25 protein-coding genes are annotated in these 24538 nt (G+C 56.3%); 14 read left to right on the top strand and 11 right to left on the bottom strand.

Annotated features, from left to right (window positions below):
- Positions 1-11 precede the first annotated feature (11 nt).
- From hslU to SULPSESMR1_RS15790, 3 genes are all read left to right on the top strand, one after another.
- Positions 12-1316: an ATP-dependent protease ATPase subunit HslU gene (hslU, locus tag SULPSESMR1_RS15800; protein WP_089421733.1), complete on the top strand. Its 1305-nt coding sequence runs from the start codon at positions 12-14 to the stop codon at positions 1314-1316.
- A 66-nt stretch (positions 1317-1382) separates the two neighbouring features.
- Positions 1383-2474, top strand: coding sequence for an alpha/beta hydrolase (locus SULPSESMR1_RS15795; RefSeq protein ID WP_089421732.1), 1092 nt, complete (start codon positions 1383-1385; stop codon positions 2472-2474).
- Positions 2474-3715, top strand: coding sequence for an MFS transporter (locus tag SULPSESMR1_RS15790; RefSeq protein WP_198362810.1), 1242 nt, complete (start codon positions 2474-2476; stop codon positions 3713-3715). Before SULPSESMR1_RS15795 ends, SULPSESMR1_RS15790 begins: the two co-directional genes overlap by 1 nt.
- Here SULPSESMR1_RS15790 and SULPSESMR1_RS15785 read toward each other — a convergent pair.
- From SULPSESMR1_RS15785 to SULPSESMR1_RS15775, 3 genes are read right to left on the bottom strand one after another with little or no spacing between them, the layout of a single operon-like run.
- The gene (locus SULPSESMR1_RS15785; RefSeq protein ID WP_089421731.1) at positions 3712-4302 is read right to left on the bottom strand and encodes a Smr/MutS family protein; all 591 of its coding nucleotides are present in this window, start codon (positions 4300-4302) and stop codon (positions 3712-3714) included. The genes SULPSESMR1_RS15790 and SULPSESMR1_RS15785 overlap by 4 nt on opposite strands.
- Entirely contained in the window at positions 4299-5291 is a 993-nt protein-coding gene (gene mltA / locus SULPSESMR1_RS15780; protein ID WP_240311430.1) for a murein transglycosylase A, read from the bottom strand. Before mltA ends, SULPSESMR1_RS15785 begins: the two co-directional genes overlap by 4 nt.
- Positions 5292-5332: 41 nt before the next feature.
- Positions 5333-5989 (bottom strand): Tim44/TimA family putative adaptor protein, encoded by a 657-nt coding sequence (locus tag SULPSESMR1_RS15775; protein WP_089421730.1) that lies wholly within the window; start codon positions 5987-5989, stop codon positions 5333-5335.
- Positions 5990-6095: 106 nt separating this feature from the next.
- Between SULPSESMR1_RS15775 and SULPSESMR1_RS15770 the strand changes: the two genes are divergently transcribed.
- Positions 6096-6575, top strand: a complete 480-nt coding sequence (locus SULPSESMR1_RS15770; RefSeq protein ID WP_089421729.1) for an FxsA family protein — start codon at positions 6096-6098, stop codon at positions 6573-6575.
- Between the two features lie 68 nt (positions 6576-6643).
- Positions 6644-7135 (top strand): protein-export chaperone SecB, encoded by a 492-nt coding sequence (gene secB / locus SULPSESMR1_RS15765; protein ID WP_089421728.1) that lies wholly within the window; start codon positions 6644-6646, stop codon positions 7133-7135.
- Between the two features lie 32 nt (positions 7136-7167).
- On the opposite strand, the gene dnaQ is transcribed toward secB, so the two are convergent.
- From dnaQ to SULPSESMR1_RS15745, 4 genes are read right to left on the bottom strand one after another with little or no spacing between them, the layout of a single operon-like run.
- The gene (dnaQ, locus tag SULPSESMR1_RS15760; protein WP_089421727.1) at positions 7168-7854 is read right to left on the bottom strand and encodes a DNA polymerase III subunit epsilon; all 687 of its coding nucleotides are present in this window, start codon (positions 7852-7854) and stop codon (positions 7168-7170) included.
- Positions 7847-8440 (bottom strand): dephospho-CoA kinase, encoded by a 594-nt coding sequence (gene coaE / locus SULPSESMR1_RS15755; protein WP_089421726.1) that lies wholly within the window; start codon positions 8438-8440, stop codon positions 7847-7849. The genes dnaQ and coaE overlap by 8 nt, the downstream gene beginning before the upstream one ends.
- Positions 8437-9270: a shikimate dehydrogenase gene (locus tag SULPSESMR1_RS15750; protein ID WP_089421725.1), complete on the bottom strand. Its 834-nt coding sequence runs from the start codon at positions 9268-9270 to the stop codon at positions 8437-8439. The genes coaE and SULPSESMR1_RS15750 overlap by 4 nt, the downstream gene beginning before the upstream one ends.
- Positions 9267-9866, bottom strand: a complete 600-nt coding sequence (locus SULPSESMR1_RS15745; protein WP_089421724.1) for a Maf family protein — start codon at positions 9864-9866, stop codon at positions 9267-9269. The genes SULPSESMR1_RS15750 and SULPSESMR1_RS15745 overlap by 4 nt, the downstream gene beginning before the upstream one ends.
- Before the next feature lie 402 nt (positions 9867-10268).
- On the opposite strand from SULPSESMR1_RS15745, the gene SULPSESMR1_RS15740 reads away from it, so the two are divergent.
- The 7 genes from SULPSESMR1_RS15740 (at position 10269) to SULPSESMR1_RS15710 (ending at position 17618) form a co-directional block, all read left to right on the top strand.
- Positions 10269-10718, top strand: a complete 450-nt coding sequence (locus tag SULPSESMR1_RS15740; protein WP_089421723.1) for a CopD family protein — start codon at positions 10269-10271, stop codon at positions 10716-10718.
- Positions 10719-10838: 120 nt separating this feature from the next.
- On the top strand, positions 10839-12128 hold the full coding sequence (gene rho, locus SULPSESMR1_RS15735) for a transcription termination factor Rho (RefSeq protein WP_089421722.1): 1290 nt from the start codon (positions 10839-10841) through the stop codon (positions 12126-12128).
- Positions 12129-12146: 18 nt separating this feature from the next.
- Positions 12147-13427 (top strand): tRNA uridine-5-carboxymethylaminomethyl(34) synthesis GTPase MnmE, encoded by a 1281-nt coding sequence (gene mnmE / locus SULPSESMR1_RS15730; protein WP_089421721.1) that lies wholly within the window; start codon positions 12147-12149, stop codon positions 13425-13427.
- A gap of 14 nt (positions 13428-13441) precedes the next feature.
- Positions 13442-15301, top strand: a complete 1860-nt coding sequence (gene mnmG, locus SULPSESMR1_RS15725) for a tRNA uridine-5-carboxymethylaminomethyl(34) synthesis enzyme MnmG (protein WP_089422360.1) — start codon at positions 13442-13444, stop codon at positions 15299-15301.
- Positions 15298-15915 (top strand): 16S rRNA (guanine(527)-N(7))-methyltransferase RsmG, encoded by a 618-nt coding sequence (gene rsmG / locus SULPSESMR1_RS15720; RefSeq protein ID WP_089421720.1) that lies wholly within the window; start codon positions 15298-15300, stop codon positions 15913-15915. The genes mnmG and rsmG overlap by 4 nt, the downstream gene beginning before the upstream one ends.
- A complete protein-coding gene (locus SULPSESMR1_RS15715) occupies positions 15908-16723 on the top strand; it encodes a ParA family protein (RefSeq protein WP_089421719.1) in 816 nt (271 codons plus the stop codon). The genes rsmG and SULPSESMR1_RS15715 overlap by 8 nt, the downstream gene beginning before the upstream one ends.
- Position 16724: 1 nt before the next feature.
- On the top strand, positions 16725-17618 hold the full coding sequence (locus tag SULPSESMR1_RS15710) for a ParB/RepB/Spo0J family partition protein (RefSeq protein ID WP_089421718.1): 894 nt from the start codon (positions 16725-16727) through the stop codon (positions 17616-17618).
- On the opposite strand, the gene hemW is transcribed toward SULPSESMR1_RS15710, so the two are convergent.
- Genes hemW through rph form a run of 3 tightly spaced genes read right to left on the bottom strand, consistent with a single transcriptional unit; the run spans position 17615 to position 20074 of the window.
- The gene (hemW, locus tag SULPSESMR1_RS15705) at positions 17615-18760 is read right to left on the bottom strand and encodes a radical SAM family heme chaperone HemW (protein WP_089421717.1); all 1146 of its coding nucleotides are present in this window, start codon (positions 18758-18760) and stop codon (positions 17615-17617) included. The two genes, SULPSESMR1_RS15710 and hemW, sit on opposite strands and share 4 nt — an antisense overlap.
- The gene (gene rdgB, locus SULPSESMR1_RS15700) at positions 18753-19364 is read right to left on the bottom strand and encodes an RdgB/HAM1 family non-canonical purine NTP pyrophosphatase (RefSeq protein ID WP_089421716.1); all 612 of its coding nucleotides are present in this window, start codon (positions 19362-19364) and stop codon (positions 18753-18755) included. The genes hemW and rdgB overlap by 8 nt, the downstream gene beginning before the upstream one ends.
- Positions 19361-20074: a ribonuclease PH gene (gene rph, locus SULPSESMR1_RS15695; RefSeq protein WP_089421715.1), complete on the bottom strand. Its 714-nt coding sequence runs from the start codon at positions 20072-20074 to the stop codon at positions 19361-19363. The genes rdgB and rph overlap by 4 nt, the downstream gene beginning before the upstream one ends.
- A 110-nt stretch (positions 20075-20184) precedes the next feature.
- Here rph and hrcA point away from each other — a divergent pair, with 110 nt between their 5' ends.
- The gene (gene hrcA / locus SULPSESMR1_RS15690) at positions 20185-21249 is read left to right on the top strand and encodes a heat-inducible transcriptional repressor HrcA (RefSeq protein ID WP_089421714.1); all 1065 of its coding nucleotides are present in this window, start codon (positions 20185-20187) and stop codon (positions 21247-21249) included.
- Positions 21250-21258: 9 nt separating this feature from the next.
- Entirely contained in the window at positions 21259-21822 is a 564-nt protein-coding gene (locus SULPSESMR1_RS15685) for a nucleotide exchange factor GrpE (protein ID WP_089421713.1), read from the top strand.
- 31 nt (positions 21823-21853) lie between these two features.
- Here the strand turns inward: SULPSESMR1_RS15685 and mutS are convergent, their stop codons facing one another.
- Positions 21854-24484 (bottom strand): DNA mismatch repair protein MutS, encoded by a 2631-nt coding sequence (gene mutS, locus SULPSESMR1_RS15680; RefSeq protein WP_240311431.1) that lies wholly within the window; start codon positions 24482-24484, stop codon positions 21854-21856.
- Positions 24485-24538: the final 54 nt, after the last annotated feature.

The following is a 24538-nucleotide window of genomic DNA, read 5'->3' as shown; positions in this document are numbered from 1 at the left end:
CGGGATACCCAATGACAAACCTGACACCCCGCGAAATCGTAAGCGAACTCGACCGGTTTATCATCGGCCAGAATGACGCAAAGCGCGCCGTTGCGGTCGCCCTGCGCAACCGCTGGCGACGCAAGCAATTGGCTGACGATCTGCGTGATGAAGTCTATCCCAAAAACATCCTGATGATCGGGCCCACCGGCGTCGGCAAAACCGAGATCAGCCGCCGCCTGGCGAAACTGGCCCGCGCGCCGTTCCTCAAGGTCGAGGCGACCAAGTTTACCGAAGTCGGTTATGTCGGGCGCGATGTCGAACAGATCATCCGCGATCTGGTCGATAGCGCCATCGTCATGACCCGCGAACACATGCGCGAGGACGTCAAGACCAAGGCCCGTGCCGCTGCCGAAGAGCGCGTAATCGACGCCATCGCAGGCACCGATGCACGCGATGGCACCCGCGATATGTTCCGCAAAAAGCTGAAGTCGGGAGATCTGGACGATACAGTGATCGAGCTCGAAATTGCCGACACGTCGAATCCCTTTGGCGGAATGGATATCCCCGGCCAGCCCGGCGGTGCCAGCATGATCAACCTGGGCGATATCTTCGGCAAGGCGATGGGCGGGCGTACTGTGCGCAAAAAGCTGACCGTCGCGCAAAGCTACGAGGTTCTGGTCGGAGAAGAGGCCGACAAGCTGTTGGACGACGAGATCGTGAACAAAGCGGCTGTCGCCTCGGTCGAAAACAGCGGCATCGTGTTTCTAGACGAGATCGACAAGGTCTGCGCCCGCTCGGACGCGCGCGGTGCCGATGTCAGTCGTGAAGGCGTGCAGCGCGATCTGCTGCCGCTGATCGAGGGCACGACCGTCAGCACCAAACACGGACCGGTGAAAACCGACCACATCCTGTTTATCGCATCCGGTGCCTTCCACGTCTCGAAACCTTCGGACCTGCTGCCGGAATTGCAAGGCCGTCTGCCGATCCGCGTGGAGTTGCGGGCGCTGACCGAACGAGATTTTGTCCGCATCCTGACCGAGACCGACAATGCGCTGACACGGCAGTATACCGCGCTGATGGGCACCGAGGATCTGACCGTCAGTTTCACCGAGGATGGCATCAAGGCGCTGGCCAGCATCGCCGCCGAGGTGAACGCCACGGTCGAAAACATTGGCGCACGGCGGCTGTATACGGTGCTGGAACGTGTGTTCGAGGAACTGTCGTTCACAGCGCCAGATCGCGCAGGCGAAAAGATTGTGGTGAACGCCGAATTCGTCGACGCAAATCTTGGCCAACTTCTGGCATCACCAGACATCAGCCGTTACGTTTTGTAACCTCAAAATTGCAGCCCTTCCCACCCTTTGGGTTTCAGCCTAGGTTGGCCCAAAGGGTGGGTTCGGGTGCTGCGATTTCTGATCATTTTTGTGATGTTGTTGTCCGCCTGTGCGGACCGCGTGGCGTCGCCTGTCGTGCCCGCAGCCTTGGACATCGGCACCATTCGCAACGTCTTTGTCGGCACAACTCGCGCAGAAGACCCACCAGGCACGTTCAGCATAAAACGTTCCTCAAATCTCAGCCTTTTGCAGGTCAAGGTATCCATCCCGCCTGACCACAAGTTTGGCAAAATCTCGGACGGCTTGGACAAGCCGAAACCGGATCGTGATTTCGTAATCGCCCAGCGCCACGACTTTGGCACGCCGGACCAATTTCGCAACGCGTTGAACCTTGAGATCAAGAAAGTGAACGCGCCGGAACGTGAAGTGACGGTGTTTGTGCACGGGTTCAACAACAGCTTTGCCGACTCGGTGTTCCGTGTGGCGCAGATGGCCAATGACCTGAAACTGCCGGGGTCTTTTGTGTCCTACGCATGGCCCAGCCGTGGCAATCCGCTGGGCTATCAATACGATGCCGACAGCGCCCTGTTTGCGCGCGACGGACTGCAAGAACTGCTTTACAATGTGCAGCGCGCAGGCACCGAACGGATCATTCTGGTGGCCCACTCGATGGGCAGCGCATTGTTGATGGAGACCATGCGCCAGATCGAAATCGCGCAGCCCGGCTGGACATCCAGAAACATCGCAGGCGTCGTATTGCTGTCGCCAGATTTGAACGTGGATGTGTTTCGCTCCCAAGTTCGCGCTTTTGAAAAGCTGCCCCAGCCATTTCTGATCTTTGTGTCCAAACGCGATATCGTGCTGAAGCTGTCGGCACGTATGCGCGGTGAAAAGGTACAGCTGGGTAACCTCAGTTCAATCGCTGACCTTGGCGATATGCCGGTTCAAGTCATTGATGTCAGCGCTTTCGAAGACCGCCAGAGCGGTGATCACTTCGTGACTGCAGGATCGCCAGCGCTGGGTGCGCTTTTGAGTAATATCGGACGTCTGGACAGCGGATTTGTGCGTGGCCGCAGCGGTGTCGGCCTGTCTTTGCCGGGGACACGGCGGGTTTATGGCAATGCGTCCGAACTGACTGTGCGGTTGCCAGACAAATGATGCGGATTGATCCACTGGCGGGGCCGCAACCGCTGACCGAATTCATTGCAGGTAATGCGCGCTGGTTGGGCGCGGGAGCGTTGCTGACGCTGTTGTCATCCTTTGGGCAGACATTTTTTATCTCGATCTTCGCGGCGGAAATTCAGGGGGCCTTTGGCCTTAGCCACGGGGGATGGGGCGGGATTTATTCGCTGGGCACCACGGCGTCGGCGATCGTGATGATCTGGGCCGGTGGTCTGACCGACCGATTCCGCGCGCGGCATCTGGGCGCGGGTGTGCTGATGCTGCTGGCGGCGTCCTGTTTGATGATGGCGGCCAACCCTTTTTTATGGGCGCTGCCTGTGGTGATCTTTGCGCTGCGGCTGATGGGGCAGGGTATGACCAGCCACATTGCAATCGTGGCAATGGCGCGTTGGTTTGTCGCCACGCGGGGCCGCGCGCTGGCGTTGGCAAGTCTGGGATTTTCGGTGGGCGAGGCGCTGTTGCCTTTGTCGTTCGTGGCTCTGATGACCGTGATGGACTGGCGGCTTTTGTGGGTTGCGGCGGCTGTGGTCGCGGTAATCGGGGTGCCGGTACTGCTAAGCCTGCTGCGCACTGAACGCATGCCCCAGTCGATGGCCGAGGAAAACGCCAGCTTCGGAATGCGTGGGCAGCACTGGACGCGGATGCAGGCGCTGCGCCATCCGTTGTTCTGGTGCATGTTTCCCGCGCTGCTAGGTCCATCGGCATTCAACACCGCCTTTTTCTTCCATCAGGTCCACTTTGCCGAAGTCAAAAGCATCACACATCTGTCGCTGGTGGCGCTGTTTCCCGTTTACACGCTATGCTCTATCGGGTTTTTGATCGTATCCGGCTGGGCGCTGGACCGTTTTGGCACCGCGCGCCTGCTTCCATTCTATCAACTGCCGATGGTTGTCGCATTCACGCTGTTCGGGCTGGGGCAAGGGATTGTGCCAATGGTTACGGGGTTCTTCTTTCTGTCCATGACTACGGGGGCCAACTCGACCCTGCCCAACGCGTTCTGGGCCGAGTATTACGGCACGCGTCACATCGGTTCGATCAAAGCGATGGCGGCTGCCGTCATGGTGCTAGGGTCCGCCATCGGGCCAGGCATCACCGGCATGATGATCGACGCAGGTGTGACCCTGAGTGTGCAATATCTTGGAATCGCAGCCTATTTTATCTTTACCTCGACGATGGTCGGGCTGGGAATTGTCCGCAGCCGCGCCGATATGGCCTAGCGTCTCTTGCGCAAATAAACGTAGTAGGCACCCGTGCCGCCGTGGCGGATATTGGCGGGGGTGATCTGCAACACCGCCTGCGCCAATGGCGCCATCGACAACCACTGGGGCACCTGATGACGCAACACGCCAAAACGGACGGGGATCGGGCCACCTTCATCCCGGGATTTGCCCTTGCCTGTGATCACCAGAACCAGCCGTTTTCCCGACGCCTGCGATGACAGAATAAACCGCGTCAGCGCCGGATGCGCGTGATCCAGCGTCATACCGTGCAGGTCGATGCGACCCTCTGGTTTCAGCTTGCCGCGTCTCATCTGGTCAAAGGCTTTGCGGTCCATCTGGACCTGCGCCTTTGACAAACGCTCGGCCAAGGGGTGCAACACGTCGCGGGTGATCGCCGGCTGACCTTTGGAAACTGCGGGCTTCGGCAATGTCTCGAAACGGGGGGTGACGCGCGGCTGTGGTGGGTCCGCCCGCGTAACCTCAAGCGCTTGCTTCATCGCCGCACCGGTGTCCAGCCTTTCGGCCTTTTCGGTAACCTTGCGCCACAACTCAAGCTCGTCCGGTCGAAGACGCCGGCGGGTCATATCGCGCTTTCGGGCAGCATGGCATAGGCGCGCTGAATCGGCAGCAGCACATACATGCGTCCGGGATCACGCAACCGCCCCGCAGCACGCCCCGCCTTGTCACCGGTGCCAAAGAACACATCGGCGCGCTGTGCGCCCTTGATCGCCGATCCGGTGTCTTGCGCGATCATCAGACGGCGCAGCGGCAGCTTGCCATCCTTTTCGATCCACACCGGTGCGCCCAGCGGCACAAATGACGGATCGACAGCAATCGACCGCATCGTAGTGATCGAACGGTTCATTGCACCCAGCGGGCCGCGGTCGGCGGGCACTTCGCTGACCTCGCGAAAAAAGACATAAGAGTCGTTGTGATACAGCAGTTCACGTCCTGTATCCGGATTGCGGCGCACCCAGCTCTTGATCACATCGGCGCTGACCTGATGGGCGGTGTAGGTGCCGCGCCGGACCAGTTCCGCTCCAATCGAGCTGTAATCATGCCCGTTCGATCCCTCATACCCCACGCGCAGGAACGTGCCATCAGGCAGACGAATCCGCCCAGAACCCTGAATTTGCAGAAAGAACAATTCAACTGGGTCATCGACCCACGCGATTTCCAGACCGCGCCCGGACATCGTGTCACCATCAAGAATATCACGACGGGTCAGCCACGGACGGGTCACGCGTGCCTCGGGTGGCATGGAATACACCGGATAGCGAAAGCGCGGTGTTTGCTGCCGCGATCCGTCAAGTTCGGGTTCAAAATAGCCGGTGAACAGCCCGTCCTTCCCGTCTTCGATCAGCACGGGGCGAAACAGAAGCTCAAAGAATGTTCGGGGTTCGGGGTTTTGCGCGGCAAAGGCGCACAGGGCGCGCCAGTCCGGTTCATTCAAATCGTGGCAGGTGTTTCTGAAAACAGCCATGGCAGCGGCGTGGTCATCGGTGTCCCAGCCGTCAAGCTGGTCAAAGCCTGTAACCTGCACCCGTGTTTCAGACTGAGCCGGTTGTGTCATCGCCGCCCCCATAAGGATACCGGCAACAACACACCGCCAGATCACGCGTCTGTGGAAACCAGCAGCCAATTTGGATCATCCGAACCCATTGTCCGCGCAAAGGCCCAAGTGTCCTTCTGGCGTTTGATTTCGGTTGTACTGCCTTCCACGATATCGCCGCCCTTGTCACGCACGGCAGAGGTCAGTTCAGCGACAAAGCGAATGGTCAACTCGGCCTCGTTGGTGTCAGCGTCAAAGGTGGCATCAGTCAGCCTGACTTCGCTGATGCCGATAAAGTTCACGTCGATGGTCAGACCCTGATCTTCGCGCGCGGCCACGCCGTCGACAAAACTCTCATAGACCTCTTCGGACAGGAAGGGCTGAATCTGCGCCAGTTCGCCCTTTTCATAGCCCAGAACGATCATTTCATAAGCACCGCGCGCGCCGCCAAGGAAATCAGAGACGTTGAACGACGGCTCGATCCGCTTCATCCCCGCCAGTGCTTTGGCAGCATCACTGTCTTCGGGGACGTGATCGGTGATATCCAGGTCGGGCCCGCCTTCGATCACTTCGAATTCGGGGCGCTTGGCATCTGACGATTGTTTGGTCACAGGCGGCTTTTCAAAGCCTTCACGCGTGCCCAGAACGCTTTTCAGGCGCAGGATCAGGAAAATGGCGATGCCGGCCAGAACCAACAGTTGGATAAGGGGCGCTTGCATTGAAATAACCTCATTCAGGCGGAGAAGTGGTAACCCGCAGTGTTGGACATTATGTAGGGGCTGAGGCGCATCAAGTCCACCGCGCCAACAGGAAAGGATCGTTTGTATGTGGTTGTTTTTGGCATTTCTCGCTGTGCCACTGATCGAGATTACGCTTTTTGTCCAGATCGGTGGTGCCATTGGGCTGGGCTGGACCCTGTTTATCGTCATCGCGACAGCCATTCTGGGGACCTATCTGGTGCGCCAGCAAGGGTTGCGAACGATTGAAAAGCTTCGGTCGTCGGTGAACGAACTGACCGATCCAACCGAACCGCTTGTTCACGGCGCAATGATCCTGTTTGCCGGCGCCCTGTTGCTGACACCGGGATTCTTCACCGACGCTTTGGGCTTTTCGTTGATGATCCCGCAGGTACGGTCGTGGATGTTTCAGACCATGCGCAGCCGGATCAACGTGTCAGCTTTTGCAACCGGTCCGCAGCAATCTCGACGCCATCCCGACCGTCCCGATGTGATTGACGCCGATTATCAGGACGTCACCCCCGAAACGGATGAACCCCAAGGCCCGTCAGGCTGGACCAAGCCATAAGGCCCGGCATTGAGCACCGCCCGGCAACCTGCTAAAGCGTGAAAAACGCTATTTAATGGGAGACTCCAATGGCTGAAACAGACGGTCAGGCACCACAGCAACAGGCGCAACCATCTATGCGCATCTTGGGCCAGTTCATTCGCGACATGTCGTTCGAGAACATCATGGCACAAAAGGGCGCGCCGCAGGATGTGCAGCCCGATGTGCAGGTTCAGGTGAACCTTGATGCCAAAAAGCGCAGCACTGACAACCAGTATGAATCCGCGATCAAACTGAACGTCACATCCAAGGTCAAAGACGGCGACGCCACACTGTTCGTGCTGGAAATCGACTATGTCGGGATCTTTCACATCGAAAACGTGCCCGAAGACCAGATGCACCCGTTCTTGCTGATCGAGTGCCCGCGCATGATCTTCCCGTTTTTACGCCGTGTTGTCAGCGACATCACCCGCGACGGTGGTTTCCCGCCGCTGAATCTGGAAAACATCGACTTTATCGCAATGTACCGCAATGAAATCGCGCGTCGTCAGGCAGAAAACCCGCCCAAAGCCGACGCTTGATCTAATGAAAGCTGGAGGCCGCTAGGCGGCCTTCAGCCCTTTGCCCACAGGGTTGCGTCACCCATTTTTTCGATAAACGTGGCATGGGCCTGTGCCTCTTCTTCGGTCAGAAGGGACGGCATGGCGGTCGGGCGCGGCTGAGGTGTCCAGTCGGGCAGGTCGGTTTCCGACTTTTGCGAATTACCGGTGGACAGGCCGAAATCAGGCTGCCGGCCACCAATCAGTTCAAGATAAACCTCGGCCAGAATTTCACTGTCCAGCAAAGCGCCGTGCAGCGTGCGCGCCCCGTTGTCGATGCCAAAACGGCGGCACAACGCATCCAGTGATGCGGGCGAGCCGGGAAACCGCTTGCGGGCGATTTCAAGCGTATCAATGGCGCGGTCATAGGGAATTTCCGGCAGGTTCATCCACTTTAACTCGGCATTTAGAAACTTCATATCAAAGGCAGCGTTGTGGATCACCAGTTTTGCATCGCCGATAAAGTCCAGAAAGGCCTGACCGATGGATGCGAACTTCGGCTTGTCGCGCAGAAAGTCGTCGCCCAGCCCGTGTACCTGAAACGCTTCGTCCGGCATTCCGCGTTCCGGGTTGATGTATTGATGATAGGTCTTGCCCGTGGCCATGTGGCCCATCAACTCGACCGCGCCGATCTCGACGATACGGTCACCGGTGAACGGGTCAAATCCGGTTGTTTCGGTGTCCAGAACGATCTCACGCATCGGATAAGCCTGCCTTGATGGTGTTTACGATGGCCTGCACCTGCGCGCGGGCGTGGTCCATCGTATCGGTGATCACAACATAGTCGGACTGTGCCACTTTGTCATCGTTTGGCATTTGTTTCGCTTTGATCTGCTCGAATTGCTCAAGTGTCATTGTACCACGGTCCAGCACGCGCTTTTGTTGTATTTCCGCCGGAACAGAGACACATACAACCGCATCCATCGCCTTGTTTCCGCCGGTTTCAAACAGCAGCGGAATGTCGAATACCAAAATGTCGGACCGCGCCGCGTCGACAAACTCTTTCCGGTCTTGTGCCACAAGCGGATGCACGATTTTCTCGATCCGCGCCAGCAATGTAGGGTCTTCGGCGATCAATGCGCGCAAGGATGGGCGCGACACCATGCCGTCAATCACTGCACGCGGCTCAAGCGCGCGCATCGGTTCGACTGCACTGCCGCCTTTGCCGTAAATGCGGTGTACGGCGACATCGGCATCCCACACATCGCACCCTGCTTCGGCGAACAATTGCGCCGTGGTTGATTTGCCCATGCCAATGGACCCGGTCAGCCCCAAACGAAAGCTCATCGCAGGGCCGCTGCCCGTGCCGCACTATCGACCGTTGGGCGCTGGCCAAACCACCGCTCGAACCCAGGCACGGCCTGATGCAGCAACATGCCCAAGCCATCAACCACTACACAGCCTTGTTCTTCGGCAGTGGCAAGAAATCTGGTCTTGAGCGGGGTATAAACCAGATCTGTTGCAACAGTGCCGTGTCGCAACCCGTCCAAGGGTATACGCATTTCAGGTTTGCCGATCATCCCCAGTGATGATGTGTTTACCGTCAGCACGGCATCATCCAGCATGTTGCCCGCCTGCACCCAGTCATAGATCTGTACACGGCTGCCAAAGTCAGAGGCCAATCGTTCCGACCGCACGCGGGTGCGGTTGGTCAGCATGATCTCGGGCACGCCTGCGTCCAACAGCGACGCAACGACCGCGCGGGACGCGCCACCGGCACCAATCACAGCTGCGGGACCGGATTGAGGAACCCAGTTTGGCGCACCGGTTTTAAGATTTTCCAGAAACCCGTAACCATCTGTATTATCAGCCTGAATCTTGCCATCCTTGCGAAAGATTATTGTGTTCGCCGCGCCGATCAGCGTCGCGCGGTCGGTCACCAGATCAGCGATCTGTAACACGGCCTCTTTGTGGGGAATGGTGATGTTCACCCCGACAAACCCCATCTGGGGCAGTGTGCGCAACACGTTTTCCAGATCATCTGGCTCGACGTGCATGGGAACGTAATGCCCCTTCAGCCCCAGCGTCTTAAGCCAGTGGCGCTGTAGCTGTGGCGATTTGGAATGAGCAACGGGGGCACCGATTACGCCCGCCAATGGAATCTTTGTCTCGGTCACGCCTTCAAAACTCCTCGGACTGTAAGAAAGGCCAGAAGCTGCAAAAGTGGCATACCCAGCACACTAAAGTAATCCCCTTCGATGCTGGCCATCAGACGCACGCCCTCTTCCTCGATCTTATATCCGCCGACGCTGTGGCGAATACTGTCCCAATTACGGTCAACATAGTCGCGTACGTAGACGTCGGATGCATCACGCATCCGCACACGAACCTGACCGATATGCCGCCAGATAGGTTGCCCATCTTCGCAGATCACCGACGCTGACAACAGACTGTGTGTGTCACCGCGTAGGGCACTCAGTTGGGTAACCGCCTCTTCAGGCGTCTCGGGTTTTGACAACAGGGTGCCGCGATGGTCCAGCACCTGATCACAGCCCAGAACAAATACCCCAGGCACCTTGTCACTGATCTTACGGGCTTTAATCTCGGCCAGACTGTCAGCGATATCGCGCGGCTTTGCCCCTTCGGCCAACATACCCGCTTTAACGCTTTCTTCATCGACCCGTGGTTTCATCACCTCAAAGGGAACACCGGCTTGGGTTAGCATTTGCGCCCGGATAGACGACCCCGAGGCGAGGATGAGAGCCTGTGGCATGTGGATAACCTTGTGTGAAAACCATGTGCAGCGCGTTGGTCCTTTTGTGAGAATTATACGCTTGGGGTTCAATCCCGAATTTCGCCCGGGTTCTGTCAGTCTTCACCTCATTTGTACCCCCATGCATAAGGACAAAATCGAAGGTGTTGATATCTGAGTTCTCTTGAAATTATCCACAGAGTTACACAGGCCTTGAATAAACTCACATTTTATTAATACATTGATATAAATCACAAAATTTTAATACCCTTCATACCACTCCCGAGGTGGATAAACTTTTACGCCTGTGCAAAAACCAGTGCACAGAATGATAATCCACAGGATTCAACGACCCTACTTAATCATCAACCTTTCTTTTCTCTTATATTTATTATTAGTAAGGAGCCGAGCGCAGGAGGCCCCATGTCCGATATTCTGAGCAACTGGTATCCCTACATCAAGGCAATGCACATCATGTCAGTGATTGCGTGGATGGCAGGGCTGTTTTACCTGCCACGGCTGTTTGTCCATCACATCGAGACTGCAGGCCTGCAGGGCCCCAGCCACGATTTGTTCATAATCATGGAAGACAAGCTTCTACGTGTAATCATGAACCCGGCGATGATATCGACTTGGCTTTTTGGTATCTTTTTGGTGATGATACCCGGGATAGTAAATTGGGACATGGTCTGGCCCTGGACCAAAGCGATCGCGGTACTGGCGATGACCGTATTCCACATGTGGTTGGCAGGGCAACGGCGCAAGTTTGTCGCGGGCAAGCGCCTGAAAACTGGTCGCACCTACCGGATGATGAACGAGCTACCAACAGTTCTGATGGTTGTGATTGTGCTGTCTGTGGTGGTGAAGTTCTGAATTCATTGACTCAGACAGCGCATTTGCCTATTTGACATAAAGCACCCCGTTCGGGGACCGCATCAAGCGATATATTTTGATTTAGGACAGCCTGTTTTGTGCCGGCTGCTACGTGTTTGCATGACAACCGAAACAACTGAGATAAACGAATGTCTGACTCTGGCCGAGTTGAAAGCCAATAGCCCCAAAGATCTGCTAGCGATGGCCGAAGAGCTTGAGATCGAGAATGCTTCGACCATGCGCAAAGGCGAGATGATGTTCCAAATCTTGCGTGAACGCGCGGACGAAGGCTGGGACGTGTCTGGTGATGGCGTGTTGGAAGTGCTGCAAGACGGTTTTGGATTTTTGCGCTCGCCCGAGGCGAACTATCTGTCCGGCCCCGATGACATCTATGTCTCGCCCGAAATGATCCGTAAATATTCGCTGCGCACCGGTGATACCATTGATGGTGGAATTCGTGCTCCTGACAATGACGAACGCTATTTTGCGCTGACAGATGTGGCAAACATCAACTTTGAAGACCCTGAAAAGGCGCGTCACAAGATTGCCTTTGACAACCTGACGCCGTTGTACCCCGATGAGCGTCTGACGATGGAAACCGACGAGCCCACGACCAAAGACCGGTCGGCGCGGATCATTGATCTGGTTTCGCCCATTGGTAAAGGTCAGCGTTCGTTGATCGTGGCACCGCCGCGCACAGGTAAAACAGTGCTGTTGCAAAACATCGCCAACAGCATCGAACGCAATCACCCCGAATGCTATCTGATTGTTCTGCTGATTGATGAGCGGCCGGAAGAGGTCACCGACATGCAGCGTTCGGTCAAGGGCGAAGTTATCAGTTCAACCTTTGACGAACCTGCAACGCGTCACGTCGCCGTTTCGGAAATGGTTATTGAAAAGGCCAAGCGTCTGGTCGAACACAAGCGTGACGTTGTTATCCTGTTGGACTCGATCACCCGTCTGGGCCGTGCGTTCAACACCGTCGTGCCGTCGTCGGGCAAGGTTCTGACCGGTGGTGTGGATGCCAACGCGCTGCAACGCCCCAAGCGTTTCTTTGGTGCGGCACGCAACATCGAAGAGGGCGGTAGCCTGACCATCATCGCCACTGCTCTGATCGATACCGGCAGCCGGATGGACGAGGTGATCTTTGAAGAATTCAAAGGTACGGGTAACTCGGAAATCGTGCTGGATCGCAAGATTGCAGACAAACGCGTGTTCCCGGCCATTGACATCTTGAAATCCGGGACGCGAAAAGAAGAACTGCTGGTGGATAAGATTGACCTGGCAAAAACCTTTGTTCTGCGCCGTATTCTGAACCCGATGGGTACGACGGATGCAATCGAGTTCCTGATTTCCAAGTTGAAGCAGACCAAGACCAACTCGGATTTCTTCGATTCCATGAACACCTGACCCTTGGGGGCGTGACTGATGGATACGATTTTCGCCCTTGCAACTGCACAGGGCCGCGCGGGCGTGGCCGTGGTGCGTGTGTCGGGTCCATTGGCGCACCGTGTTGGCGCGCAGTTGTGCGGTGACATTCCCGACGCAGGAAGCTTTGCCGTGCGTGCGGTGCGCGCGGATAGTGAATTACTGGACCGTGCTCTGGTTCTGACTTTTGCAGCCCCGCACAGCTTCACGGGCGAGGACGTGATAGAATTCCATTTGCATGGCAGTATTGCGATCATCCAAAGGGTGCTGACTGTTCTGGGTCAGTTCGATGGCGCAAGATTGGCCGAACCGGGCGAGTTTACCCGCCGCGCTCTTGAAAACGGAAAGATGGACTTGGCTCAAGTCGAGGGTTTGGCAGATCTGATAGATGCCGAAACCGAATTTCAGCGGGCACAGGCGATGCAAACCGTTGAGGGCGCATTGAGCAAGGTCGTCGAAGACTGGCGTAGGCGGCTGATTCACGCGGCGTCTCTTTTAGAGGTCACAATAGATTTTGCCGATGAAGACGTGCCAGTGGATGTGGCCCCCGAGGTGTCCGATCTGCTTGCGGATGTGATCGCGCAAGCCTCGGATGAGGTATCGCGGTCGTATGTGTCCGAGCGTGTTCGCGTCGGGTTTGAAGTGGCGATTGTTGGTCTTCCGAATGTGGGAAAATCTACACTTCTCAATGCGTTAGCGGGGCGTGACGCTGCAATTACCTCAGAATTTGCGGGCACAACGCGTGATGTCATCGAAGTGCGGATGGATCTGGATGGTTTGCCGGTAACGTTTCTGGATACGGCTGGTTTGCGGGACAGCGACGATCATGTGGAATCTATCGGGATCAAGCGGGCAATATCGCGTGCAAAGAAAGCTGACTTGCGTGTGTTCCTGACCGATGATGCGTCAGAGTTGCCCTTGGAACCTTTACCCCAAGATTTAGTGATCGCGCCAAAGGCGGATTTACGAACTGACGGGACCGGAGTTTCTGGTGTCACGGGCGCAGGTTTGACTGATCTAGTACAAGCCGTTAAGGCCGTATTTTCAGGAATGGTTGCGCATGTTGGCCTGACATCGCGTGCCAGACATCGTACATCGCTGCAATCCGCCGTCGAAGCGTTGGAACAAGCGTCGTTGCTCGTCAAGCAGGGGCCAGAGGTTTATGATCTGGCAGCGGAAGAATTGCGCACTGCGATTCGAAGCCTCGAGTTCCTAGTTGGACGAATCGATGTAGAAAATTTGCTGGATGAAATCTTTTCCAGTTTTTGCTTGGGTAAGTGACAGGAGTGTTTCACGTGAAACATTTTGACGTTTTGGTAATCGGAGGTGGCCATGCGGGAGCAGAGGCTGCCCACGCGGCTGCGCGGATGGGTGCCAACACGGCGCTGGTCACCATGACGCTGTCTGGCATTGGTGTTATGTCCTGCAATCCAGCGATCGGCGGTTTGGGAAAAGGGCACCTTGTTCGCGAAATCGACGCAATGGATGGCGTGATGGGAAAAGTTGCAGATAAGGCTGGAATTCAGTTCCGTCTGCTGAACCGGCGTAAGGGGCCTGCGGTTCAAGGCCCACGTGCGCAGGCAGACCGTGAGATTTATCAACGAGAAATGCTGGCTGTCATTCAATCGCAGCTCAATCTAACAGTGATCGAAGGTGAAGTTGTCGACCTGAAAATGGTGGGGCAGCGCGCAACCGGAGTTGAACTGGCAGATGGAACACAGATTCACAGCAGCACAGTTGTCCTAACCACGGGGACGTTCCTTCGGGGGATCATACATATTGGCGAAGAAAAACGTTCTGGCGGTCGCATGGGCGATAAGGCGTCGGTACGTCTGGCGGAGCGGATTGACGCGTTCGGCTTGCCCCTTGGTCGGCTTAAAACCGGAACGCCGCCCCGTTTGGATACACGCACAATCAATTGGTCCATTCTGGACGAGCAGCAGGGGGACGAAGACCCTGCGTTTTTCTCTTTTGAAACAGCGCAGTTGTCGGCGAAACAGGTTGCTTGCGGAATTACCCATACCAACGAACGCACCCATGAGATTATCACGAAGAACCTCAAGCGTTCGGCGATGTATGGCGGTCATATAGACGGGAAGGGCCCGCGCTATTGTCCGTCGATCGAAGACAAAGTCGTGCGTTTTGCTGATAAAACGTCACATCAAGTGTTTCTTGAACCTGAAAGCTTGTCTGGAAACACGGTTTACCCAAACGGTATATCGACATCTCTGCCCGTAGATGTGCAAAAGGACTATATCCACTCCATTGTCGGGCTAGAGGACGCGGTGATCCTGCAACCGGGATATGCGATTGAATACGACTATGTCGATCCGCGCGCATTGGACGCGTCGCTGCAGCTTCGCGCGACAACGCATCTTTTCCTTGCGGGGCAAATAAACGGGACGACAGGTTACGAAGAGGCCGCAGCGCAAGGTTTGGTCGCGGGTATCAACGCTGCTTGTTTGGCGCAAGGTCGTGAGCAAGTCCATTTTGGCCGTTCGAACAGCTATATCGGTGTAATGATTGACGATCTGACGACACGTGGCGTGACAGAGCCCTATCGCATGTTCACCTCGCGCGCCGAATTTCGACTGTCGCTGCGCGCAGATAATGCGGATCAACGGCTGACACCGATGGCGATCGATCTGGGAATGGTATCTTCGAAGCGGCAATCCTTGTTCGAAGCCAAGCGAGATGCGCTTTCTGCTGGATATCAAGCATTGACGCGAAAAAAATACACTCCCAAACACATTTCGGGCGCAGGAATAGCAGTGAAAGAGGATGGTACGCGCCGGACGCCTTACCAACTGTTGGCATTTCCAGATGTTCAGTTTGCGGATATTGTACGTGTTCAGCCAGACTTGGAAGGTATTGAAAAGAAAATACAAATTCAACTCGGACGCGACGCGCTCTACGCAAATTACATTGACCGCCAGCAGAAAGATATTGACCGTATTCAAAAGGACGAAGCCCAGCTTATTCCTAGTGGATTTGTGTATTCGGGGATCAGCGGGCTTTCGAATGAGCTGACCGCAAAGCTTGAAAACGCACGGCCCAGCAATCTGGCGCAAGCCGCGCGGGTTGAGGGGATGACGCCAGCGGCTTTGGCGCTGTTGCTGGCCAAGCTTCGGCAGCACAAGAAGAAATCAGCATGACTATTATACCTGATTGGTTGGCGGGGGATGTTTCACGTGAAACATTGGAAGACCTCGAACGCTTTCACGACTTGTTTTTAAAGTGGAACGCCAAAATCAATTTGGTTTCGCGCTCAAGCGCGCCCGAGCTGTGGAATCGCCATATTTGGGATTCGGCACAGGTTTGGATGCTTGCGCCAAAAGTTGCGCATTGGGCAGATTTTGGCAGTGGTGGAGGCTTTCCGGCAATCATTTGTGCAACTTTCGCGAAACACGCTGACTGTGAGACACGATTTACACTGGTTGAAAGCGATCAGCGTAAATCGACGTTTTTGCGGACGGCAGCGCGCGAGCTTGAATTGAATGTAACTGTCGTGGCCAAGCGGATTGAAGCACTTGAACCGCTGAATGCAGATATAATTTCTGCACGCGCGTTGTCGCAACTGTCTGATTTGTTTGGGTTTGTGGCGCAGCATTTATCCCATAATGGTCAGACGCTCTTTCCGAAGGGCGAGATGTGGCAATCAGAGCTTGATGATGCGCGGAAAACATGGACATTCGACTGTGAAGCACATGCAAGCCACACAGACTCGCAGGCGGCTGTATTGCAGATCAAGGAGTTGAAACGTGTCTGATCCCACACGCCCAATTGGACCCAAGATCGTTGCAGTTGCCAATCAAAAAGGGGGCGTCGGTAAAACGACGACGTCGATCAATCTGGCTGCGGCATTGGCCGAACAAGGTCGCAAGGTGCTGCTTGTGGATCTGGACCCGCAGGGCAATGCTTCGACGGGGCTTGGGATCGAGGTAGATGACCGCATTTTGACGACGTACGAGCTGTTGCTGGAAGATGTCGACCTCAACGAAGCAATTCTACCCACAGCAGTTGAAAATTTGTCAATTATACCCGCGACAGTCGATCTGAGTTCGGCTGATCTTGAGCTGATCTCCAATGAAAAGCGCAGTTTCTTGCTGCATGATGCCTTGCGCCAGGTCCAAATGGACGCATTCGGCTTTGACTATGTGTTGGTCGACTGCCCGCCCTCACTGAACCTGCTGACCGTTAATGCAATGATCGCAGCGCATTCAGTCTTGGTGCCGCTTCAGTCCGAGTTCTTTGCGTTGGAGGGCCTTTCGCAATTGATGCTGACCATTCGCGAGGTTCGCCAATCCGGCAATAAAGATCTGAGGATCGAAGGTGTCGTTCTGACCATGTACGATCAACGGAATAACCTGAGTTTGCAGGTTGAGCAGGACGCGCGAGATAATCTGGGCGATCTGGTGTTCAAAACTGTAATCCCGCGCAACGTTCGTGTGTCAGAAGCGCCGTCTTTTGCAATGCCGGTACTTAATTACGATCCTGCATCTCGCGGCGCCAAAGCCTATCGTGAGTTGGCCATGGAATTTATTCGAAACAATGCTCGACAGAAAGTAGAGGCCTGAGATGGTATCCAAAGATAAAAAACGTGGTCTCGGTCGTGGCCTTTCGGCGTTGATGGCGGATGTGAACGAGGCTGAGCAGGTCGCACAAGAAAGCACTGCTTCTGGCGTGCGGTCGGTGCCGATTGAGCGCGTCAAACCCAATCCAGAGCAGCCGCGCAAGCGGTTTACGCAGGACGATCTGGATGATCTGGCGGCGTCAATTGCCGAAAAGGGTGTCATCCAACCGCTTATCGTGCGTGAAAAAGACGGTGCTTTTGAAATTGTTGCGGGTGAGCGTCGCTGGCGTGCTGCGCAGATGGCCAAGCTTCATGAGCTGCCAGTGATCGTGCGCGACTTTGACGATATTGAAGTTCTGGAAGTCGCAATTATCGAGAACATTCAGCGTGCCGATCTGAATGCGATTGAAGAGGCCGCAGGCTATCGTCAGTTGATGGATAAATTTGGTCATACCCAGGAAAAGATGGCAGAAGCTTTGGGAAAAAGTCGCAGCCACATTGCAAATTTGCTGCGATTGCTACAGTTGCCTGAAGATGTGGTCGAGATGGTGCGCACGGGCGATCTGTCATCTGGTCATGCGCGCGCGTTGATAACAGCAGATGATCCCTCCGCTTTGGCGCGCAAAGTGGTTGCCGAAGGTCTGAGTGTACGTGCGACCGAAGCGCTGGTGAAATCCATGCAAGGACGGAATGACCCTGCTGCCCCGAAAACCGGCACCAAAAGATCGGGTGAAGCGAAAGACGCGGACACCAAAGCTCTTGAAGGGGATTTGTCGGCGGCCTTGGGCATGACAGTTTCACTGTCCCACAAGCCGGGGGCAGAGTCGGGACAGCTTTCGATTTCGTATAAAACACTAGAAGAGCTGGACGAACTCTGCCGGATGCTAAGCGGAAGTTAATCCGCCAGCAATTCGCGCAAAACCCCATTCAGAACGCTAACACCTTGTTCTGTAACAAAAATCCTTTGACCCCTCTGATCGAGCAAACCAAGCTCAGAGAGGTTTTTCAGCGTATCAATGGCCACAGAGCGCCCTGAAAGCGTCTCAAAACGCGAAAGATCCACGCCTTCTGACAATCTAAGGCCCATCAAAAGAAATTCGTTGGCCTGATCTTTGTCGGTCAAAGCGATGGCAGGCAGTTGTCGCAGCTCTTCCAGCCAGCGTTTCGGGTTGCTTGGCGCTTCGGTTGCGTATCGTTTACCTTCGGCGGTGATGCGCCCGTGTGCACCGGGACCAATCCCAATGTAATCGCCATAGCGCCAGTAGATCAGATTGTGCCGTGACTGCGCGCCGTCACGGGCATGGTTGCTGACCTCATAGGCGGGCATTCCAAAGTCGGCGCAGATGTCGCGGGTAAGGGTGAACATATCGGCGGCGCGATCTTCGTCCGGTAATCCGGACAGTTTGCCCGCGTTATACCGATCACCAAAAGCTGTACCTTGTTCGATGGTAAGCTGGTACAGCGACAAGTGATCTATTGCCATGTTCAGAGCCTGCTTTAGCTCGGATTCCCAAGCCTGCAAGGTTTGTTTTTGCCGCCCATAGATCAGATCAAAACTGACCCGCTCAAAGGTCTTGCGTGCAATGTCGAATGCGGCGCGTGCCTCGTCGGCAGTGTGAATACGACCCAAGCGCCGTAGATCTTCGTCGTTCAGTGCCTGAATGCCCATTGATATGCGGTTCACGCCACCTGATCGAAAATCGGCAAAACGCTGCGCCTCGACCGACCCGGGGTTGGCCTCAAGTGTGATTTCCATGTCGTTGGCGGTGGGCCAATGTTTGCGGATCGCGTCGATGATGTCCGCAACAACCCAAGGTTCCATCAGGCTGGGCGTGCCACCGCCGAAAAACACGGTGTGAACAACGCGGCCTGGCGTTTGCTTGGCGGCTCTGCGAATCTCTTCCAGATAAGCATCGCGCCAAGCAGAATGATCGACGCTGCGCGTGACGTGACTGTTAAAGTCGCAATAGGGGCATTTGGCCGCGCAAAAAGGCCAGTGGATATAGATTCCAAAGCCGCCGTATTGCCAATCTTCAGTCAAAACAGCCGTCGATCAGTTTCTTGAACGCATTTGCGCGATGGCTGATCGCGTTCTTGGCATCTGCGGTCATTTCGGCAAATGTCACGTTGTGGCCAAGTGGCTGGAACATGGGGTCGTATCCGTGCCCCAACGCCCCGCGCAGGGGCCAGACCAACGTGCCGTCAACCGTACCTTCGAAAACCTCATCGTGACCATCGGGCCACGCCAACACCAGCGTCGAGCAGAACCGCGCGGTGCGGGGTTCGGGTGCTTTACGATGTTCCAGCATCTCGCGCGTTTTGGTCATGGCCATCAGGAAATCGCGCCCGTTTGGTGTTTCGGCCCAATCAGCGGTATAGACACCCGGCGCACCGTCAAGCGCATCGACCTGAATGCCGGAATCGTCTGACAGTGCGGGCAGGCCGGTCGCTTGTGCTGCCGCATGTGCCTTGATCCGGGCGTTGCCGACAAAGGTGCTTTCGGTTTCTTCCGGCTCTGGTAGCTTCATTTCGGCGGCGCCGACGACTTGCACGCCAAAGGGTTGGAGCAGCGCAACCATTTCTTCCAGCTTGCCCGCGTTGTGCGTGGCCACCAACAACCGATCCCCTGAAAATTTGCGTGTCATAAAGTGGCGGCCTTTTGCACTGTGACCAGTTCAGACATGCCCTTTTCAGCCAGATCCATCAACTGATTCATCTGATCGCGCGAAAATGTCTGCCCTTCGGCGCTCATCTGCACTTCTATCAAGCGGCCTGTGCCAGTCAGGATAAAGTTGCCGTCTACGCCTGCTTCGCTGTCTTCGGGGTAATCCAGATCCAACACCGGCTGGCCCGCGTAGATGCCGCAGCTGACGGCGGCAACGGGGTCTACTAGCGGATCAGAGACAATATCGCCCGCTTTCAGCAACTTGTTCACAGCAAGCTTCAATGCAACCCAGCCGCCGGTGATCGACGCGCAACGGGTGCCGCCGTCTGCCTGCAACACGTCGCAGTCGATAGTGATTTGACGTTCACCCAAGGCCGAGCGATCTACGCCAGCGCGCAAAGACCGGCCAATCAGGCGTTGGATTTCAACTGTCCGCCCGCCTTGTTTACCCATTGCGGCCTCACGGCGCATTCGCGTGTTGGTGGCGCGGGGCAGCATGCCGTATTCGGCGGTGACCCAGCCCAGCCCGGACCCTTTGATAAATGGCGGCACGCGGTCTTCAATTGTGGCGGTGCACAGAACATGCGTGTCACCCATTTTGATCAGGGCAGACCCTTCGGCGTGTTTGGTAAAGCCGGTTTCGATGGAAACGGCGCGCATTTCGTCCAGTTTTCTTCCCGAGGGTCGCATGATATATCCTTTTATCTGTTGGGGCGGGGATAACGCCCTGCGGGCCTGCGACGCAAGTGCGATTGACCTTTTGTTGCACAGCCCGTCTAGTGACGACGCCGAGGCGAAATATGACAGATACACCGAATATCTTTGAAGAGCTGAACGACCGATCGCGCGAAGTGTTTCGCCGCGTGGTCGAAGGCTATCTTGCGAACGGTGATCCGGTCGGATCGCGCACGCTGACCCGCGATTTCAGCGAAAAGGTCAGCGCGGCGACGATCCGCAACGTTATGCAGGATCTGGAATTTATGGGGCTGTTGGACAGCCCGCACGTCAGCGCCGGACGCGTTCCGACGCAGCGCGGTTTGCGGATGTTCGTAGACGGGTTGATGGAAGTGGGCGTGCCTGACTCGGCTGACCGTGAAAAAATCGATGCGACGCGCGGTGGCAATGAACGCGATGTTGCGGGGCTGTTGGATCGGGTGGGGTCCGCCCTGTCTGGCGTGACGCAGGGTGCATCATTGGTGCTGGCACCCAAACACGAGGCGCCGATCAAACATATCGAGTTTGTCTCGCTTGGGCATGACCGCGCCCTTGGTGTGCTGGTGCTGGCTGACGGGCATGTTGAAAATCGCCTGTTTACTCCGCCGCCCGGTCAAACTCCCAGTTCCATGCGAGAGGCCGCGAACTTCCTGAACGCGCTGATTGAGGGCAAAACCCTGAGCGAAGTGCAATCGGTGATACAGGTCGAGATCAAGAAGCGCCGCCGCGAGATCGACAGTCTGGCAGCCGAACTGGTGCAGCAGGGGTTGGCCGTTTGGGACGGTGATGACGACCGTAATCAGCGGCTGATCGTGCGGGGAAGGTCGAATCTGCTGGGGTCTGCAGGCGAAGGCGAGGATCTGGACCGAATCCGCACGCTGTTTGACGACCTTGAACGCAAGCGTGATATCGCCGAATTCCTTGAACTGACCGACGAAGGTCACGGCGTGCGCATTTTTATCGGTTCAGAGAACAAACTTTTTTCACTTTCGGGTTCCTCTCTGGTGGTTTCCCCATATATGAACGCAGATCGAAAGATCATCGGAGCGGTCGGGGTCATCGGACCCACGCGCCTGAACTATGGGCGCATCGTTCCGATCGTGGATTACACGGCGCAATTGGTGGGCAAATTGCTGACCGATAAAAGTTAGAGGTGAAGAATGGCGGAGCCGAAAGAAAACGATTTCCTGGACGACATCGATGCGGTTGAAGCGGATGAATATGCCGACGAAATGGCCGAGATTGATGACGAGGCGTTGGAGCTGGACCAGCTGCGGGCTGAGCGGGATCAATTGAAAGACCGGTTCATGCGTGCGCTGGCAGATGCGGAAAACGCGCGCAAGCGGTCGGACAAGGACCGTCGCGAGGCAGAGAACTATGGTGGGTCCAAGCTGGCCCGCGATATGCTGCCAGTATACGACAACATGAAGCGCGCGCTTGAAGCCGCAACCGAGGACCAGCGCGATGTGGCCGGTCCTTTGCTGGAAGGCATCGAACTGACCATGCGCGAGCTGCTGAGCGTGTTCAAGAAACATGGTATCGACATGATTTCGCCCGAGGTGGGCGATAAATTCGATCCGCAGCACCATCAGGCGATGTTCGAGGCACCCGTGCCCGGCACAAGGGCAGGCGAGATCATTCAGGTCGCCGCCGAAGGGTTCATGTTGCACGATCGTTTGCTGCGCCCTGCGCAGGTTGGCGTGTCTTCGATGCCTGCATCGTAAAAGAACCCAAAAGCAAGTTCGAAAGGGGCGGTCAGGTTTTGGCCGCCTCTTTCAGTTTATAAAGCGCTTCTAGCGCTTGTTTCGGCGTCATCTCGTCCGGATGCAGTGCGCCTATAATCTCTAATAAAGGGCTTTGTGCCTGTTTCAGAGCAGGCGGTGCAGCCTGCATGCTGAACAGTGGCAGATCGTCGATCAATGCCTTTTGCGTGGCGCCGCCTTCGCGTTCGCCCTTTTCCAGCGCTTCAAGAACAGTGCGGGCGCGGGCGATGACCGAGGGTGGCAGTCCGGCCAGTTGGGCGACCTGCACACCATAGGACCGGTCAGCAGCACCCTTTTGCACCTCGTGCAAGAACACCACCTCGCCATCGAATTCCTTGACCGCGACGGTGGCATTGTCGACATGGTCCAGCTTGCCGGCAAGGGCAGTCAGTTCGTGGTAATGGGTGGCAAACAGCGCGCGACTTTTGTTGGCGTCGTGCAGGTGTTCCAGCGTGGCCCATGCGATGGACAGACCGTCATAGGTGGCAGTGCCACGTCCGATTTCGTCCAGAATCACCAGCGCGCGATCGTCCGCCTGATTCAGGATCGCAGCAGTTTCCACCATCTCGACCATAAATGTGGATCGTCCGCGTGCCAGATCGTCGGCTGCGCCAACGCGGCTGAACAACTGACTGATAACACCGATGCGCGCAGAGGTCGCGGGCACATAACTGCCCATTTGCGCCAACAGGGCGATCAGCGCATTCTGGCGCAGGAATGTTGATTTACCCGCCATATTCGGACCGGTTAGCAGCCAGATGTTTGATCCGTCTTCGGCAGTCAGGTTGCAATCGTTGGCGATGAACGGCTCGCCCGAACCGTCGCGCAGGGACTTTTCCACAACAGGGTGACGCCCGCCAACAATGTCAAAGGCACGACTGTCATCCACGCGCGGGCGACACCAGTCTTCGGCCCGTGCCAGGCGGGCCAGCGCGCAAGATACGTCAAGTTCTGCCAGTGCAGTCGCGGTTTGGAAAATCTCGGCGGCCTTGGCCAAAACAGTCTCGGAAAGCATTTTATAGAGACGCTTTTCCGTCTCGATCGCACGGTTGCCTGCGTTCAGAATCTTGGTCTCCATCTCGGACAGTTCGACCGTGGTAAAGCGCACTTGGTTGGCTGTGGTCTGACGATGGATAAAGGTTTCGGACAGCGGCGGTGACAGCATTCTTTCCGCATGGGTCGCCGTGGTTTCGATGAAATAGCCCAGAACGTTGTTGTGCTTGATCTTCAACGAGGTGATGCCGGTGATGTTGGCAAAGTCTTGCTGCATGGCGGCGATTACCGACCGACCCTCATCTCGCAGGGTGCGGGCCTCGTCCAGATCTGGGTCATAACCCGTCGCGATAAAGCCGCCATCGCGAGCCAGCAGCGGCGGTTCGGCCACCAGCGCGTCGTCCAGCAGGTTGATCAGATCTTCCATCCCACCCATGCGGTTCAGTGCGTCCGCGACACCATGTGGTGCGTCGGGGCCCAAACCATCCTTGGCGATAGAGGCGGCCTGTATCAGACCATCGCGAATGGCTGTCAGATCGCGTGGGCCGCCACGGTCCAATGACAGCCGCGACAGGGCGCGGTCCAGATCGGGGACATGGCGCAGCCGTTCGGTCAGACCATCAGAGAGACTGTTTTCAAGGAAAAAACTGACAGAATCCAACCGGTCCTGTACGATGCGCACATTGCGCGAGGGACTGGCAAGGCGCCGTTCCAACAAGCGTGCACCGCCGGCGGTCAGTGTTTTATCAATGGTAGCCAACAGCGATCCGGCACGACCACCGGACAGCGCGTGGGTCAGTTCCAGATTGCGCCGTGTGGCCGCGTCGATCTGAACTTGCCCCAACTGGTCCTCTTGTTGCGGGGTTCGCACCAAGGGCAGTTTGCCCTTTTGCGTGATGTTTAGATATTCAACAATCGCACCCATCGCTGAAATCTGAGCGCGATCAAAGCTGCCGAATGCGTCCAGTGTCTGCACCGCGAACAACTCGCACAGCCGTTTTTCGCCACCAGTGCTGTCAAAGCTGGCGCGCGACAACGGCGTCATCGAGATACCGAAATCAGAGACGAATTCGGATAATTTTGCCTCGGATGCATCCATAACGATCAATTCCGACGGGGCCAGCCGTGCCAGTTCCGGCCCCAGACGCATCTGGTCCAGTGGCATCACCCGAAAGGCACCTGTGGACATATCCAGCCACGCCAGCGCTGACGCATCGCGCACCTGTGCGAAGGCTGCCAGATAGTTGTGCTGCCGCGCGTTCAGCAGTGAATCTTCGGTCAGGGTGCCGGGGGTGACCAGCCGCACAACACCGCGTTTGACCACAGATTTGTTGCCGCGTTTCTTTGCTTCGGCGGGGTTTTCCAACTGCTCGCAGACGGCCACGCGAAACCCCTTGCGGATCAGCGTCAGCAAATATCCTTCTGCGGAATGTACGGGCACGCCGCACATGGGAATATCGTCGCCGTCATGTTTGCCGCGTTTGGTCAGGGCAATGTCCAGTGCTTCGGCAGCTGCCACCGCGTCTTCAAAGAACATTTCGTAAAAATCGCCCATCCGGTAGAACAGCAGCGATCCGGGATGCGCCTGCTTGATCTCCAGAAATTGCGCCATCATCGGCGTTACCGTCATACCTGCCCCCATGCGAACCAGCGCGACCTTACAAACGCCAGAGGCCGAGCGAAA

The organism is Pseudosulfitobacter pseudonitzschiae, assembly GCF_002222635.1.
GTDB classification, from domain to species: Bacteria; Pseudomonadota; Alphaproteobacteria; order Rhodobacterales; family Rhodobacteraceae; genus Pseudosulfitobacter; species Pseudosulfitobacter pseudonitzschiae_A.
Note: the sequence above shows the minus strand (reverse complement) of the source record. Positions and strands in the feature narration are given on the sequence as shown.

Bases quoted from the DNA above. Each gene is read 5' to 3' on its own strand.
- SULPSESMR1_RS15785 (WP_089421731.1), bottom strand. From the start codon at position 4,302: ATGACCCGCCGGCGTCTTCGACCGGACGAGCTTGAGTTGTGGCGCAAG.
- secB (WP_089421728.1), top strand. From the start codon at position 6,644: ATGGCTGAAACAGACGGTCAGGCACCACAGCAACAGGCGCAACCATCT.
- mltA (WP_240311430.1), bottom strand. From the start codon at position 5,291: ATGACACAACCGGCTCAGTCTGAAACACGGGTGCAGGTTACAGGCTTT.
- SULPSESMR1_RS15790 (WP_198362810.1), top strand. From the start codon at position 2,474: ATGCGGATTGATCCACTGGCGGGGCCGCAACCGCTGACCGAATTCATT.
- SULPSESMR1_RS15775 (WP_089421730.1), bottom strand. From the start codon at position 5,989: ATGCAAGCGCCCCTTATCCAACTGTTGGTTCTGGCCGGCATCGCCATT.
- rsmG (WP_089421720.1), top strand. From the start codon at position 15,298: ATGACTATTATACCTGATTGGTTGGCGGGGGATGTTTCACGTGAAACA.
- SULPSESMR1_RS15770 (WP_089421729.1), top strand. From the start codon at position 6,096: ATGTGGTTGTTTTTGGCATTTCTCGCTGTGCCACTGATCGAGATTACG.
- dnaQ (WP_089421727.1), bottom strand. From the start codon at position 7,854: ATGCGTGAGATCGTTCTGGACACCGAAACAACCGGATTTGACCCGTTC.
- rdgB (WP_089421716.1), bottom strand. From the start codon at position 19,364: ATGACACGCAAATTTTCAGGGGATCGGTTGTTGGTGGCCACGCACAAC.
- hrcA (WP_089421714.1), top strand. From the start codon at position 20,185: ATGACAGATACACCGAATATCTTTGAAGAGCTGAACGACCGATCGCGC.
- SULPSESMR1_RS15685 (WP_089421713.1), top strand. From the start codon at position 21,259: ATGGCGGAGCCGAAAGAAAACGATTTCCTGGACGACATCGATGCGGTT.
- SULPSESMR1_RS15740 (WP_089421723.1), top strand. From the start codon at position 10,269: ATGTCCGATATTCTGAGCAACTGGTATCCCTACATCAAGGCAATGCAC.
- hslU (WP_089421733.1), top strand. From the start codon at position 12: ATGACAAACCTGACACCCCGCGAAATCGTAAGCGAACTCGACCGGTTT.
- rph (WP_089421715.1), bottom strand. From the start codon at position 20,074: ATGCGACCCTCGGGAAGAAAACTGGACGAAATGCGCGCCGTTTCCATC.
- SULPSESMR1_RS15745 (WP_089421724.1), bottom strand. From the start codon at position 9,866: ATGCCACAGGCTCTCATCCTCGCCTCGGGGTCGTCTATCCGGGCGCAA.
- SULPSESMR1_RS15710 (WP_089421718.1), top strand. From the start codon at position 16,725: ATGGTATCCAAAGATAAAAAACGTGGTCTCGGTCGTGGCCTTTCGGCG.
- coaE (WP_089421726.1), bottom strand. From the start codon at position 8,440: ATGAGCTTTCGTTTGGGGCTGACCGGGTCCATTGGCATGGGCAAATCA.
- rho (WP_089421722.1), top strand. From the start codon at position 10,839: ATGACAACCGAAACAACTGAGATAAACGAATGTCTGACTCTGGCCGAG.
- mutS (WP_240311431.1), bottom strand. From the start codon at position 24,484: ATGACGGTAACGCCGATGATGGCGCAATTTCTGGAGATCAAGCAGGCG.
- mnmE (WP_089421721.1), top strand. From the start codon at position 12,147: ATGGATACGATTTTCGCCCTTGCAACTGCACAGGGCCGCGCGGGCGTG.